The sequence below is a fragment of the Microbispora sp. NPDC046933 genome (genome assembly GCF_040644635.1).
GTDB lineage: Bacteria > Actinomycetota > Actinomycetes > Streptosporangiales > Streptosporangiaceae > Microbispora.
The window spans coordinates 282,950-296,925 of the sequence record NZ_JBEYWW010000005.1; the positions used below are offsets into that span (position 1 = coordinate 282,950).

13 protein-coding genes are annotated in these 13,976 nt (G+C 73.6%); 7 read left to right on the plus strand and 6 right to left on the minus strand.

Features of this window, described 5'->3' with window-relative positions:
* Window positions 1-19 precede the first annotated feature (19 nt).
* Complete coding sequence (locus ABZ857_RS09230) at window positions 20-1,036, plus strand: alcohol dehydrogenase catalytic domain-containing protein (protein WP_357040040.1); 1,017 nt, start codon at window positions 20-22, stop codon at window positions 1,034-1,036.
* Window positions 1,037-1,069: 33 nt separating this feature from the next.
* On the opposite strand, the gene ABZ857_RS09235 is transcribed toward ABZ857_RS09230, so the two are convergent.
* From ABZ857_RS09235 to ABZ857_RS09245, 3 genes are all read right to left on the minus strand, one after another.
* On the minus strand, window positions 1,070-1,585 hold the full coding sequence (locus ABZ857_RS09235) for a hypothetical protein (protein ID WP_357040043.1): 516 nt from the start codon (window positions 1,583-1,585) through the stop codon (window positions 1,070-1,072).
* Window positions 1,586-1,610: 25 nt separating this feature from the next.
* Entirely contained in the window at window positions 1,611-1,778 is a 168-nt protein-coding gene (locus ABZ857_RS09240) for a hypothetical protein (RefSeq protein ID WP_357040046.1), read from the minus strand.
* Window positions 1,779-1,845: 67 nt separating this feature from the next.
* The gene (locus tag ABZ857_RS09245) at window positions 1,846-2,988 is read right to left on the minus strand and encodes an FAD-dependent oxidoreductase (protein WP_357040049.1); all 1,143 of its coding nucleotides are present in this window, start codon (window positions 2,986-2,988) and stop codon (window positions 1,846-1,848) included.
* A 107-nt stretch (window positions 2,989-3,095) separates the two neighbouring features.
* On the opposite strand from ABZ857_RS09245, the gene ABZ857_RS09250 reads away from it, so the two are divergent.
* Complete coding sequence (locus ABZ857_RS09250; protein WP_357040051.1) at window positions 3,096-4,727, plus strand: integrase; 1,632 nt, start codon at window positions 3,096-3,098, stop codon at window positions 4,725-4,727.
* Here the strand turns inward: ABZ857_RS09250 and ABZ857_RS09255 are convergent.
* Window positions 4,717-5,484, minus strand: coding sequence for a TSUP family transporter (locus tag ABZ857_RS09255; protein ID WP_357040054.1), 768 nt, complete (start codon window positions 5,482-5,484; stop codon window positions 4,717-4,719). The genes ABZ857_RS09250 and ABZ857_RS09255 overlap by 11 nt on opposite strands.
* 51 nt (window positions 5,485-5,535) lie before the next feature.
* Entirely contained in the window at window positions 5,536-6,420 is an 885-nt protein-coding gene (locus ABZ857_RS09260) for a DUF2268 domain-containing putative Zn-dependent protease (RefSeq protein ID WP_357040057.1), read from the minus strand.
* A 117-nt stretch (window positions 6,421-6,537) separates the two neighbouring features.
* On the opposite strand from ABZ857_RS09260, the gene ABZ857_RS09265 reads away from it, so the two are divergent.
* From ABZ857_RS09265 to ABZ857_RS09280, 4 genes are all read left to right on the plus strand, one after another.
* Entirely contained in the window at window positions 6,538-7,494 is a 957-nt protein-coding gene (locus ABZ857_RS09265; protein WP_357040060.1) for a hypothetical protein, read from the plus strand.
* A 28-nt stretch (window positions 7,495-7,522) separates the two neighbouring features.
* The gene (locus tag ABZ857_RS09270) at window positions 7,523-8,845 is read left to right on the plus strand and encodes an alpha-amylase family protein (RefSeq protein WP_357040063.1); all 1,323 of its coding nucleotides are present in this window, start codon (window positions 7,523-7,525) and stop codon (window positions 8,843-8,845) included.
* 43 nt (window positions 8,846-8,888) lie between these two features.
* Complete coding sequence (locus tag ABZ857_RS09275; protein ID WP_357040066.1) at window positions 8,889-10,241, plus strand: histidine kinase; 1,353 nt, start codon at window positions 8,889-8,891, stop codon at window positions 10,239-10,241.
* A gap of 133 nt (window positions 10,242-10,374) precedes the next feature.
* Complete coding sequence (locus ABZ857_RS09280) at window positions 10,375-11,028, plus strand: response regulator transcription factor (RefSeq protein ID WP_357040069.1); 654 nt, start codon at window positions 10,375-10,377, stop codon at window positions 11,026-11,028.
* Window positions 11,029-11,217: 189 nt separating this feature from the next.
* Here the strand turns inward: ABZ857_RS09280 and ABZ857_RS09285 are convergent, their stop codons facing one another.
* Window positions 11,218-12,333 (minus strand): class I SAM-dependent methyltransferase, encoded by a 1,116-nt coding sequence (locus ABZ857_RS09285; RefSeq protein ID WP_357040072.1) that lies wholly within the window; start codon window positions 12,331-12,333, stop codon window positions 11,218-11,220.
* Window positions 12,334-12,750: 417 nt separating this feature from the next.
* Between ABZ857_RS09285 and ABZ857_RS09290 the strand changes: the two genes are divergently transcribed.
* Complete coding sequence (locus ABZ857_RS09290; protein ID WP_357040075.1) at window positions 12,751-13,974, plus strand: beta-ketoacyl-[acyl-carrier-protein] synthase family protein; 1,224 nt, start codon at window positions 12,751-12,753, stop codon at window positions 13,972-13,974.
* Window positions 13,975-13,976: the final 2 nt, after the last annotated feature.

A 13,976-nucleotide genomic window follows, 5' to 3' on the forward strand; every position in this document is an offset into this window, starting at 1 on the left:
TGGCGCGAGGGATCTGGACGTGAGGGCCGCCCGGCTGCACAAGGTGGGCGACATCCGACTGTCCGACGAGCCGCCGCCCGTTCCCGGGCCCGGCGAGAGCCTGGTGCGCGTCACCGCCGTCGGCCTGTGCGGCTCCGATCTGCACTGGTACTCCGAAGGCGGCATCGGCGACGCGGTGCTGGACGATCCACTCGTCGTGGGACACGAGATCGCCGGAGTGATCGAGGGTGGGCCACGGCACGGCACGCGGGTGGCGGTCGACCCCGCCATCCCCTGCGGCCGGTGCGGGGTGTGCGCGACGGGGTACGCCAACCTGTGCCCGGACGTCCGCTTCGCCGGGCACGGCACGCTCGACGGCGGCCTGCGCGAGTATCTCGCCTGGCCCGACGACCTGCTGCACCCGCTGCCCGACGCGCTCTCCGACAGCGACGGGGCCATGCTCGAACCGCTCGGTGTGGCGCTCCACACCGTGGACCTGGGACATCTGGGGCTCGGGGCGCCCGTCGCCGTCGTCGGCTGCGGGCCGATCGGGCTGCTGGTGGTCCAGCTCGCCCGGCTCGCGGGCGCCTCCACAGTGGTCGCCGTCGATCCCCTGCCGCACCGCCGCGCCGCCGCCCTGCGGCTCGGCGCCGACCACGCCCTGTCCCCCGAGGAGGCGGGACCGGCCGCGTGGACCGGGATCGACGGGCTGGACGGCCTCGGCGTACGGGTGGCCTTCGAGGTGGCGGGCGACGACGACGCCGTGCGCCTCGCCATGACCGCGGTCCGGCCCGGTGGGCGGGTCGTACTGGCCGGCATCCCCGACGAGGACCGCACGTCGTTTCCCGCGTCGCTGGCCCGGCGCAAGGGCCTCACGCTCGCGCTGGTCCGGCGGATGAACCTCACCTATCCCCGGGCGATCCGCCTCGTCGAGAACGGATCGGTGGACGTGTCGTCGCTGGTCACCGAGCGTTTCCCGCTCACGGCCACGGCGGACGCCTTCGCCGCCGCCGTATCCCGGCGCGGCCTCAAGGTCGTGGTGGAACCGCACGGCTGAAGGGCGCTGCGCCCGGTTGCGGCCGGCGTCCGGTCACCACCGGCTGATGAGCGGCGTGTCCGGCCCGTGCTGCCGCCAGGCGTCGCCGACGCGGACGAGGCGGGTCGGGGTGGCGATGCCGCGCACGGTTGCGATCTTGCCGCCTGTGATGTCGAACGTCACGGCACCGATGACCTGGTCGCCGATCACGAAGAGGATGGCGGGGGCGTTATTGACGAGCGCGTAGTGGATGGCGGGCGTGCCGCCGGCGAACCGCCGCTTCGCGGGTGTGGGTTTGAAGCCGGCCCGTACGACGGCGGCGATGCGTTGCGGAGTGTCGTACCACAGCGGCTTCTCGGCCAGGCCTGCGCCGTCGGAGATCGCGGTCGCGTCGTCGGTGAGCAGCGCCACCAGCCGTTCGGTGCGGCGCGAGGAGGCGGCGGCGAGGAACTCCTCGACGACCCTGCGGGCGGATGCCGGGTCGACTTCGCCGTCGCGTGCGTGGCCGGCTGTGCGGCCGTGTCTGCGACGGTGGCAGCAGGGCGGGAGCGCAGGCCGCCGGCTAGGCACAGCACCATACCGAGCGTGAGCCAGGTCACCAGGACGGGGCAGAGTGGGTGATGCCGTGGCTGTCGAAGAAGGCGGTGGAGCGCAGCAGCCGGCCACCGGCCTTGGGCCGTGGCGGTTGGCCGAGGGTGCCGGACCAGCCGGGCAGCATCTCGGGTGCCGTTGCGGTGCCCGACAGGGCGCTGCCTATGAGCAATCATGGTGGCGGCGCCGAGGCCGGCGTACCCGATCAGAGAGGGGAGTTCATCGCCGGCTGAGCGGGGTTACGGACCCGACGCGCGTCGGCTTTTCCGGATCGCCGACGTAGTGGATGCCGCTGATGCGGGCCTTCTCGACACGACCGGCCTTCTCGGCGGTCGCATCCGGCGCGGCGGCCAGGTGGCACTTGCGCTTGGGCATGCCGAAGGTCGGGTGCGAGGTGGCCCACAGCGACATCTTGATGATGCCCGCCGGACCCGCGCGGCCTTCCTGCCGCCCACATACTTGGGCTTCGCATGCCCTTCGTCGTCGACCATCTGCAGGATCCCGTCCTGCCGCCCGAGACTGATGTGGTTGTACGTGTAGACGAGCCTGGTGTTCGCGATCTTCCGGCCGGTCAGGCGTCCCACGATCGCCTCGACAGCCTGCCGGCCGGTGTAGCCGGCCGAAGCGCAGGACATCGGCAGCGGCCGGCCGCTGTCGCCGATGGCGTAGGCGCTGTCACCGATGGCGTAGACGTTCGGGTGCGAGACCGACCGCATGGTTCGATCGACGACGATCTGACCGGTCCCGGTGACCTCCAGCCCGCCGGCGGCGGCGATGGGGGTGACCGCGAACCCGGCCGTCCACACGGTCGCGCCGGACGCCAGGGCGGTGCCGTCGGCGCACGGCACCCGCGTCGCTTCGACGGCTTCGACGCTGGTGTGCTCCAGGACAGTGATGCCCAGCCGGTCGCAGGCCTGGCGCAGGTGGCTGCGCGCCCCGGCGGAGAGCCGGGCGCCCAGCTCGCCGCGGGCGACCAGCGCCACCGACAGGCCGGGCCGGGATTCGGCGATCTCGGTGGCGGTCTCGATTCCGGTCAACCCGTCGCCGACGACCACCACACGCCCGCCTTCGCCCCGCCCGTCCAGGCTGTCCAGGCGCTCGCGCAGGCGCAGCGCCGAGGGCCTGGCGGCGATGTCGAAGGCGTGCTCGGCCGCGCCGGGGACGGCGCGGCCGGCGCCGTGGCTGCCGAGCGCGTACACTCGACAGGAACCGCATGTGGCATGGGCCACAGATCGGCAGGAGTGTCGCCCGACGGTGCTCGCGGCGCCACACCCGGTCGAATTGACAGTCATACCAATATGGGCGCGACGACACTCGTCAAGATTCTCGCGAAATACCGGTGCGGCCGGCGCGAGACCGGGTATGTTCTGAGCATCGCGCAAGCGAACACAGGCTTCACCGGGGCACTCGCCCCCGAGGGCGCGGTCTTTATGGGCCGCGCCCTCTTTATTTCCCCGATGTCCTGCACACCCCCCGAGGTTGCGTCAGCATGCATGCGATTCCCGCCGGTCGTGACCCCCGGTCCTCCTACTCCCGGCATGTCACCACCCGGCTGCTCGATTTCACCCGGCAGGGAGCCCCCTGGCCGATTCGCTTGTGGGATGTCGGCTCGTTCCTGGCGCTCGAGGAGTTGTACGAGGCCGGGGTCTGGGTCGATCGGCGGGTGCTGTCGCAGCCGGCGGTGGACTGGCAGCGCCATGCACTGGAACGCCTGCTCGGTGACGATCCCGCCCTGGGCACCTCGGCCTACCGCCGCGAGCTGCGCGAGGTTCTGCAGACGACCCTCACCCTGGCCAGCGACGGCCGCCGCAAGCTGCGCCATCTCATCGACATCGGACGGCCCGGCTACCTCGACCGCTGGTCGTCCTGTGCGGCCGCGCAGGAGCCACCCCGGGCCGAACGCGTGGCCCGGGCCGTCGCCGCCCACCTACTCGACAGCGGGCACAGCCTGGCCGGTGTGCAGCGGTGGCTGCGCAGCGGCCACCTGAATCTGTCGGCGACGGACCTGATCGCCGAGGCGTCCGCCCTGCTGGCCCGGCCGCCGCGCCAGTGGCGGGTCGTCGTCCCCTTTCGCTCGCTCAGCCGTCACGAGGAACTGGCCGGTTGGCTGCCCAACTGGCTGACGGCCGAGCAGACGCGGCCCCTGATGGCGGGCGCGAGCGCGGAGCGGCACCGGGAGGTGGTCGGCGGACTGAGTTACTCGGTCGAGGCCAGGGACGCCGAGCGCGCCGTGGAGATCGTCTCCGACCTGGTCGAGCGGCTCCAGGCGCGGGCGCGCTTCACGGCCGCGGGGGCGGTCGTCCCGCTGGGCGAGGCGTACATCGGAGGCGAGGACCGCTCGTTTCCCCTCCTGCTGCCTCCGCGCGGCGCGCAGGTGCTCTCGCTGGCCGCCGAGCGGCAGCTGTACGTGGTCGGCCAGGACGTGCAGCGGTTCGGCGAGCAGGCCAGGAGCACGGTGGACGAGGCCCTGGAGATCGCCTCCGCGCTCAACCAGGGACCGCTGGCGCCCGCCATCGCGGGAGGCTGGGCGGCTCTCGAGTCCCTGCTGACCGAGGCCAGGGATCCCGACGAGCGGGAGAAGGTCGTGGCCGCCTCCCGCGCCGCCGCGCTCGTCGCCTGTTCCTGGCCGCGTGCCGAGCTGACCGCGCTCTCCTATCGGGTACGCGAGGTGCCCGGCGACGCCCTCCCGGACAAGTTGTCGGCCTGCGCGTCCAACCGGGAACGTTCCACACTGATCGCCGCGGAACTGGAGTGCCGGGACGGGCTTCCGCTCGTCCGGTCCTGGCGGACCGGCAGTGACGTGGCGTCGGTGTTCCGGATGAAGGCGCTGCTCGCCGACCGCCGGCGCGTGCTGGAGCGGGTGCGCGGTTACCTGGAGGTGTCGCTGCGGCGGCTGTATCGGTGCCGCAACATCGTGCTCCACGGCGGTTCCACCGGGGGCGTCGCCCTTCCCGCCACCCTGCGGGTCACGGCGCCGCTGGTCGGCGCCGCCCTCGACCGGATCGCGCACTCCCATCTGGTGGCCGAGGTCCCTCCGCTCGCGCTCGCGTCGAGGGCGGAGACCGCGCTGCGCATGGTGGACGACGACCTCGGGCCCGGCCTGTGCGATCTCATCGACTGAGGAACTCGTCGTATCCGAGCTTGGCGACCAGGGCGGCCACCACGCACAGCAGGACGACGCGGACGAACCCCGCGCCCCGGTTGAGCGCCATCCGCGCGCCGATCTGCGCTCCGGCGATGTTGCAGGCGGCCATGGCCAGGCCGAGCGCCCACACCACATGGCCCTGCGCGGCGAAGACGACGAGCGCCCCGAGGTTGGTGCCGGTGTTGACGACCTTCGCCGTGGCCGAGGCGTGGACGAAGTCCATCCCGAGGATCGAGGTGAACGCGATGAGCAGGAACGTGCCGGTGCCCGGCCCCACGATGCCGTCGTAGTAGGCGATACCGACACCCGCCACCGCGACTCCCGTCACCACCCGCACAGGCGTACGCAGGTGCGGGTGGGGCAGGCGGCCGAACCCCGGCCGCAGGGTCACGAACGCTCCCACGCCCAGCAGCACGACCATCACCAGCGGCTTCAGCACGCCCGCGTCGAGCAGGGCCGCCGAGGCGGCGCCCAGGCCGGCGAAGGCGACCGCCAGCGCCGCGGCCGGTACGGCCACCGCCCGGTCGAGCTTGGTCTTCCTCGCGTAGGTGACGGCGGCCGACCCCGTCCCGAAGATCGCGGCGGACTTGTTCGTCGCCAGCGCCTGAACCGGCGTGAGACCGGCCAGGAGCAGCACCGGAAGCTGCAGCAGCCCTCCCCCTCCGACGACGGCGTCCACCCACCCGGCGGCCACGGCGGCGAGGAGCAGGAGCACGACCTGTCCGGCACCCATGTGGCTCGGTTCCCCCTTTGCGCCCGTTTGACCACGGCTCGACGAGCGAGCCTAGCGGGCGGCGGGCAGCCCGGCGTTGGCCAGGATCTCCTCCCGGGGCAACGTCGTGCTCTCGGCGGCGGTCAGGCCCGAGGCGGCGAGGTGGGCGTCGACGATCCGCAGCCCGACCGGGTAGCCCGCGTGGTCGGGCAGGCCGACGGGCGGCTGCCCCATGAGCTCCGCCGTGGCGTCCCCGTGCACGTACGCCGCGAAGTTGTGCATGCCGGTCAGGTCCAGGGCCCCGGCGATCGTGGCGTACGCCGCGTCGAGTACGGGCCCGCCCAGTGAGGTGCTCCACGGCCCGAGTCCCTCCGGCCCGTGCAGTTCGCGTACGAACGCCTCGGCGAGCCCTTCGGAGACGACCTGCTCGCCGAGGGTGACGGTCGCGGGGTCCCAGACGACGTTCGAGTATCGGATGTTGTGGTTGAGCTCGTGGACGGCGCAGTGCCCGAGACGGCCGAGGTTCTCCTCCGTCGGCCAGACGAGGAGGTAGACCAGGCCCTTCCCGCTCATGCCGAGGTAGCCGTGGTTGCGCCGCACCAGGTGCTCCGCGTCCGGGTCGCCGAGGACGATGTAGACCTGCAGGGTCTCGGGGTGCCGGATGCCGGGCACGGCCTCGCGCTGGTGCCTCCACGCCGCGGTGAGCGCCTCGCGGACCTGCTCCCACACCCCCGCGTCGCGCATCCTCCGCAACGCGGGCAGGTAGCGCTCGTCGTCCCGGTCGACGCGGAAACCGGAGCCCTTGTGGTGCATGCCGACGACGTCGGCCACGGGCATCCAGGGCACGGCGTCCCACATCGGGCGGAGCATGGCGGTGAGCGCCGCGGGCCGTTCCGCGAGGGGGGCGGCGAGCAGATCGGCCATCTCCCTGGCCGTGTCGTGAACGATGATCTCCATGCCGACGACGCTAGGAGCTCACGCTACGTGAGGCTCAAGGGCTTTTCCCCCGCGCGGGGGAGGCGGGTCCCGCCCGATGGGGAGGCCCGGCGAGGGCGCGACCGCGAGCCTGGAGCCATGGAAACGGCAGACCTTCACCGGAAGTCCCCGCCCAGGCGCACCGGCACGCTCGCCACCGCCGCCGCGGCGGTGGCCGGTCTCGCGCTGGCCGGCGCCGGGGCGAGCGGGATCGCCTTCGACATCGTAGGCGGGATCATGGCGGCGATCGGGGCGGTCACCGGGGAGAGCGGCGTCGTCGACCTGGGCTTCGACTGGCCGATGGCCGCCGCCCGCGCCGCCGCGCTCGGCGCGGGCACGGCGCTCCTCGTGACCGCCGTACGGCGTCGCCGCCGCGCGCGCGGCGCCTGCGCACGCTGCGGCCGGTCCGAAGGACCCGGCGATGTTCAGGACGAAGGCCGCGACGACGCGGGCCACACCTCTCCCGCCGGCGGGGGCCGGGGGACGTGGCAGGCCCGGGGATCGTGGCGGAGGCTGAGCGTCCGCGCCGGATACCTGACCGTGGTGCTCGCGGCGGGGTACGGCGCGCTGAAGGTGCAGTGGGGCCTCGGGGGCACGCTCGGCCTCTCCGATCCCCGGGCGTTCGGGGACGTGCACCTGTGGACGCCGGGGCTGGGCGACACCGGGGTGCTCGCGCTGATCGGCATGGCGCTCGGGCTCGGTTTCGCCCGGACCTGGCGGCCGCCGCTGCGCATGCCGCGGTGGATGCCCCTGACCGCCGCCTTCGTGGGGAGCGTGATGCTGGTCCCGGTCGGAGTCCTCGGCACGGGGCTGCGCGTCGCGGTCGCCCTCGGCCTCGCGAAGCCGTCCCTGGAGGGCGTCTCTCCCTGGGTGTTCGACGTCATCTATCCCTGGTTCCTCACCTGGGGGCTGGCGATGGGGACGGCGGCCGTCGGCTACCACCACCGCACGCGTGGCGTCTGCCGCTCCTGCGGCCGGGGGCGTCCCGCCTTCGTACGGCACGCCCGGATGGAGGGGCCGCCGGCACGGGAGGGGGCGGCGGCGACGACACTGTGACCAGAGGGACGAGCGGTGAGGAGCGAATGTGACGTCGTGGAGCGACCACGCGATCTGGTGGCATGTGTACCCTCTGGGCTTCACCGGCGCCCCGCTCACGGCGCCGCCCGAGGGCGCGCCGGTCCGGCACCGGCTGCGGCGTCTGGAGAGCTGGCTCGACTACGCCGTGAACCTCGGCTGTTCGGGTCTCCAGCTCGGCCCGATCTTCGCGTCCGAGACGCACGGGTACGACACGGTGGACCACTTCCGCGTCGATCCCCGGCTCGGGGACGACGACGACTTCGACCACCTGGTGGCGCAGGCACGGCGGCGCGGGCTCCGGCTGCTGCTCGACGGGGTGTTCAACCACGTGGGCAGGGGGTTCCCGGTCTTCGCCCGGGCGCTCGCGGAAGGGCCGGACTCCCCCGCCGCCCGCTGGTTCCGCCCGGGTGAGGGCGCCGGCGGCTTCGCCGTGTTCGAGGGCCACGACCACCTGGTCGCGCTGAACCACGCGGAGCCCGCCGTCCTCGACCACGTCGTACGGGTGATGAGCCACTGGCTCGGTCGCGGCGCGTCCGGCTGGCGGCTCGACGCGGCGTACGCGGTGCCGCGCGCCTTCTGGCGGGAGGCCGTCACCCGGGTGCGGCGGGAGCATCCGGACGCCTGGTTCGTGGGCGAGGTGATCCACGGCGACTACGCGGCGTACGTGGCCGAGGGTGGGCTCGACTCGGTGACGCAGTACGAGCTGTGGAAGGCCGTTTGGAGCTCGCTCAACGACGGCAACTTCTTCGAACTCGCCTGGGCCCTCGACCGGCACGACCGGCTGCTGGAGGTGTTCGCGCCGATGACGTTCGTCGGCAACCACGACGTGACACGCCTGGCCAGCAGGCTCGCCGATGCGCGGCATCTGGGGCACGCGCTGGCCGTCCTGATGACCGTGGGCGGGGTGCCGAGCGTCTACTACGGAGACGAGCAGGCCTTCCTCGGGGTCAAGGAGGAACGCGCCGGGGGCGACGACGCGATCCGGCCCGCCTTCCCTGACGGCCCGGGCGACCTGGCGCCGCACGGCATGCCCGTCTACCGGCTCCACCAGCGGCTGATCGGGCTGCGCCGCCGGCACCCCTGGCTGGTCCGGGCCCGTACGAAGGCCGAGCACGTCGCCAACAGGGCCCTCGCGCTGCGCAGCGAGGGGCCGAAGGGAGAAGTGGTCACGCTGCTCAACATCGGCGACGACGACTACCGCTTCCCCCTGGACGTCTCCCGGCTGACCGTCGCGGACGGCGGCCCGGGAGACTCCTGGATGAACGGCCCGGACGCGGATCCCGCTCTCGTGCCCGCGCACGGGTGGCGGGTGCTCGTCCACAGGCCGTGACCGAACGGCACGGCGGTCGCCGGGAATGCGGGAGCATCGGAACGTGAACCGCGTCCTCGCCCCGCTGCTCGACAGGGTCACCTACCGCAGGTGGGCCTGCCTGATCATCGGCGGGGCGCTGCTCATGCCCTACATGATGGCCGGAGAGGTCGCGACGGCGCTGTGGCGTCCGACGCCGGACGTCGGCGATCCGCTGCTGTCGGTGCAGCCGTTGATCTTCATCGGAGTGCTCCCGGTGGTGGCCGTGTCGGGACTGTTCCTGCCGGTCCGGGCCTTCGAGGTCGCCGCCGCCCGCACGTTGCTGGGCGCGGCGGTCGAGACCCCGCCGTCGTCCGTACGGCGGACATGGTCCGAACGGCGCCGGACCGCGGCGTGGTTCACCCTGCATCTGGCCATCGGCGGCGTGGCGAGCGGGGTGACCCTGGCCATGGTGCCGTTCGCGGTCTGGCTGGCGCTCCTCCCGCTGTCCGGTGACCATCTGGGGCTGGTGGACCGCGGGCTCCGCGGCGGCTGGGCGACGGCGTGGGGTCCGCCGGCCGGGCTGGCCGTGCTCGTCTGCCTGCTCTTCCTCGCGATCGGCGCCGGGGCGCTGCTCGCCCGCCTGGCCCCCGCGTTCCTCGGGCCGTCCGCGGCCGACCGGCTCGCCCTGGCCCGGCAGGCGGCCCACCGGCTGGCGGTGCGCAACCGGCTCGCGAGGGAATTGCACGACTCGGTCGGCCACGCGCTCAGCGTGGTGACCGTGCAGGCCGCCGCGGCGGGCCGGGTGCTCGACCGGGATCCCGCCGCCGCCCGGGCCGCGCTGGAGGCGATCGAGACCTCCGCCCGGAGCGCGCTGGACGAGCTCGACCATGTCATCGGCGTGCTGCGGGAGGGCGCGGGGCGGGCCTCGCCGGAACCGTCCCTCCGCGACCTTCCCGCACTGCTCGACACCGCCGGCCCTGGGGACAGGCCGGTCACCCGGCGGCTGGGCGACCTGTCCGCCGTGCCTCCCGTGATCTCCCGGGAGGCCTACCGCGTCGTGCAGGAGGCGTTGACCAACGCGATCCGGCACGGCACGGGCCCGATCGAGGTGGCGGCCGGCGTGCGTGGCCGCGTCCTGGAGGTGTGCGTGCGCAACGAGGTCCGTGCGACTCACCGGCGAGGCCCCACCGGACCACGCCGGCGCGGCGGCGGTGGCGGCATGACGGGCAGGGCCGGGCACGGGCTCGACGGCATCCGGGAGCGGGTGACGCTGCTCGGCGGCCGGATGGAGGCGGGAGGCGACGGCGAGGCATGGCGGGTCGAGGTCCGCGTCCCGCTTCCGGGCGCGGACGCCGCCCTGCACCCGGGCACGCGTGCCGAGAGCGCGGGCGAAGGCACGGACGGGGACTCCGGCGAGGGGCGGACGGGGACATGAGCGAGCGAAGCGCGCGAATCAGTGGACAGCGAATCAGTAGACAGCGAATCAGTGGACACTGTGCGATTCGTGCGGTGTCGACCTGCGCGCCTCCGGCACGACGCGACCCCGAGCCGCCAGGCGAGGGGGTGGCATGAGCACGGGCATCGGGGTGCTGCTGGCCGACGACGAGGACCTGATCCGCACCGGCCTGCGGATCATCATCGAGTCCGAGCCCGGCCTGAGCGTCGTGGGCGAGGCGGCCGACGGCGCGGCGGCGGTGTCGCTGGCCCGCTCGCTCCGGCCCGACGTCATCCTGATGGACGTACGTATGCCGGCGGTCGACGGCATCCAGGCGACGCGCGCCCTCGCGGCCGCCGAGGGCTCGCCCAAGGTGCTCGTGGTGACGACGTTCGAGAACGACGACTACGTCTACGAGGCGCTGCGGGCCGGCGCGAGCGGGTTCCTGCTCAAGCGGGCGAGGGCCGACGAGCTCGTCCAGGCGATCCGGGTGGTCGCGGCGGGCGAGTCGCTGCTGTTCCCCGCCGCCATCCGGTCGCTGGTCGCGGCCCGCGGCGCCGCCCGCGCCGTCCCCGGCATCGGCCGGCTGACCGCGCGTGAGGGGGACGTGCTGCGGCTGATGGCGCGCGGCCTGTCGAACGCGGAGATCGCCGCGGAACTCGTCGTCGGCGCGGAGACCGTCAAGACCCACGTGGGGAACGTCCTGTCCAAACTGGGCGCCCGCGACCGCACGCAGGCGGTGGTCGCCGCCTACGAGTCGGGCTTCGTCTCGCCCGCCGGGCCCTGACCGCGGAGGATGGCTCCAGCGCCACGACCTGCCCGCCGGTCATGGCCGAACGTTCGAGGGTTCGCGGAACCGCTCGGCCATCGCCGCGTAGCCGTCGCCGCCGTGGCCCCCTGCCGTGGCCCTCTGCCGCGGCCCGGTCGGCCAAGGCCTTGATGAATCTCGGGAGTTCGGCGTCGACGCCGACCCGCGTCACGTGCCGGCCAGACGCCACAGTGAGGTGATCTCCGCGGCTCGGGCCGCGTGGAGGAGATCGGCGCCGTCCGTCGCCCGTGGGCGCCGCGGCCTGGTGTCGATCTTGTCCACCACGCGCAGGCCGGCCGCCTCGACCAGGGCCGGCAGATGGCCGCGTGGCCTGAGCCCGAGGTGCTCGGCCAGGTCCGACAGGATGAGCCAGCCTTCGCCGCCCGGTCGCAGGCGGGCGGCGAGCCCGTTCAGGAAGCCGTGGAGCATGCCGCTGTCCGGATCGTAGACGCCTTGTTCCAGGGCCGAGGTCGGCCGGGCGGGAATCCAGGGAGGGTTGCAGACGACGAGATCCGCGCGCCCCTCCGGGAAGAGACAGGGACCGGTCACGTCGACGCGGGCGGCGAGGCCCAGCCGGCGGACGTTGTCACGGGCGCAAACCAGCGCACGCGGGTTGACGTCGGTGGCGACGACGTGATCGAACCCCCGGTGAGCCAGCACGGCGGCCAGCACTCCGGTCCCCGTGCCGAGGTCGAACGCGGTGCGGCGGGCGCGGCCGAGCGGCGTCCGGGCGACCAGGTCGACGTACTCCCCCCTGACCGGGGAGAAGACGCCGTAGTGGGGATGGACGCGAGCGCCGAGGGCAGGTATCTCCACGCCCTTGAGACGCCACTGGTGCGCCCCGATCACGCCCAGCAGTTCCGTGAGGGAGACCGCCGTCGGCTCGTGAGGCGGGCCGTACGCCTCGGCGCACGCCCGCCGTACGTCCGGAGCCCTGCGCAGGTCCAGGGCATGGGTGTCGTCCAGCACCACGACCAGGCTGCCCAGGACGCGGGCGCGTTCGCCGCGGGCCCGGCGGTGAAGGTGGAAGGCCGCACGGGCGTCGTCTCCCGAAGGCAGAGGTTTCCGGCCGATGCGGCGGCTCATCGCCCGCAGGAGCTGACGCGCGTTGTGGTAGTCGCCTCTCCACAGCAGCGCCGTCCCCTCACAGGCGAGCCGGTAGGCGGTGCCGGCCTTCATGCGGTCGTCCGCGACGACGATCCGCCCCGGCGGCGGGGCGGCGCTCTCGGAATGCCAGCGGGCGGATCGGGCGATGCGGGCTTCGGTCCAGTGGATCGTGGACACGACGTACTCCTCGTGATCGACGTGTGCGTGGGCACGAAGAGCACTTCGACGAGGAGCACGGCGGACTCGCCCGTGCTGCCGCACAGGCGCGGGTGACCGAGCAGGAAGGGTTACCGCTCCCGCGTCGAAGCGCGAGAGGAGGCGTCGCCGAGAACCATTCCGAGCGTCACGATCAGCCCTTTCCGAAAGACGCACACGAGATTCGCACACCGCACTGCGACAGGCAAACACGGACCGGTGAGGAGCGGTGGGGGCTGCGCGGCGCCGACAAATCTTGCGCGACTTTTTGGTTGATCGTCACGCCTGCCCGGGGTGGGGGCACTTTGGCAGCGTGAGGACCGGAATCGGCCGGCGCGATACGCACACCGCCGTACAGGACGAGTCGGGTGCGGTCATCGCGGAACGAAGGGGGCGTCGATGGGAGACGGGATCAGGGCGCATGTGTCGGTCACCGGGTTGGGCGCCACCACTCCGCTGGGCGGAGACGTGGCCACCACCTGGGCGGGCCTGCTCGAAGGACGGTCCGGCATCCGCCTGATCGAGGAGGACTGGGCCGAGCGCCTGCCCGTACGGATCGCCGGCAGACTGCCGGTGGACCCCGCCGCGGTGCTGGGCCGGGTGGCGGCACGGCGGCTCGACCGCTGCCAGCAGGCGGCAGTGGTCGCCGCGCGGGAGGCGTGGGCGGACGCGGGGGCGCCCGGCGTCGAGCCCGAGCGCCTCGCCGTGGTGATCGGCACGGGCGTCGGCGGCGTCCTGACGACGCTCAGCCAGAACGAGATCCTCGAAAGGTCCGGGCCGCGCAGGGTCTCGCCCTACACGGTGCCCATGCTGATGCCCAACGGGCCGGCGGCGGTGGTCAGCATCGAGCTGGGCGCGCTGGGCGGCGCCCACACGCCGGTGAGCGCGTGCGCCACCGGCGCCGAGGCGATCGCGATGGGGCTGGACCTCATCAGGCTCGGGCGCGCCGACGTGGTCGTCGCCGGAGGGTCGGAGGCGTGCGTGCATCCGCTGACCCTGGCCGGGTTCGCCCAGGCCAAGGCCGTCTCCACGCGCAACGACGCACCGCGGGAGGCGTCGCGGCCCTTCGACGTGGGGCGCGACGGCTTCGTGCTGGGCGAGGGGGCCGCGCTGGTGGTGCTGGAACGCGAGGGGTTCGCCGCCGCCCGCGGCGCGCGGGTGCACGCCACCCTCGCCGGCGCCGGCGTCACCTCCGACGCCCACCACATCACCGCCCCCGACGCGGCCGGACAGGCGCGGGCGATGCGGCTCGCCCTGGCCGACGCCGGTCTGGACGCGCTCGACGTGGGGCACGTGAACGCCCACGCCACCTCGACCCCGCCGGGCGACCTGACCGAGAACGCGTCGATCGCCGAGGCGATCGGGACGCATCCCGCGGTCACCGCGATCAAGTCGATGACCGGCCACCTGTGCGGGGCGGCCGGGTCGCTGGGCGCGATCGCGACCGTCCTCGCCCTGCGCGACGGGGTGATCCCCGCGATCCGCAACCTGGACGACCTCGACCCGGAGGTCAAGCTCGACGTCGTCACCGGAGCGCCGCGCCGGGGGCGGTGGACGGCCGGGCTGGTGAACTCCTTCGGCTTCGGTGGCCACAACGCGTCCCTGGTGTTCACCGCCGCCTGAGC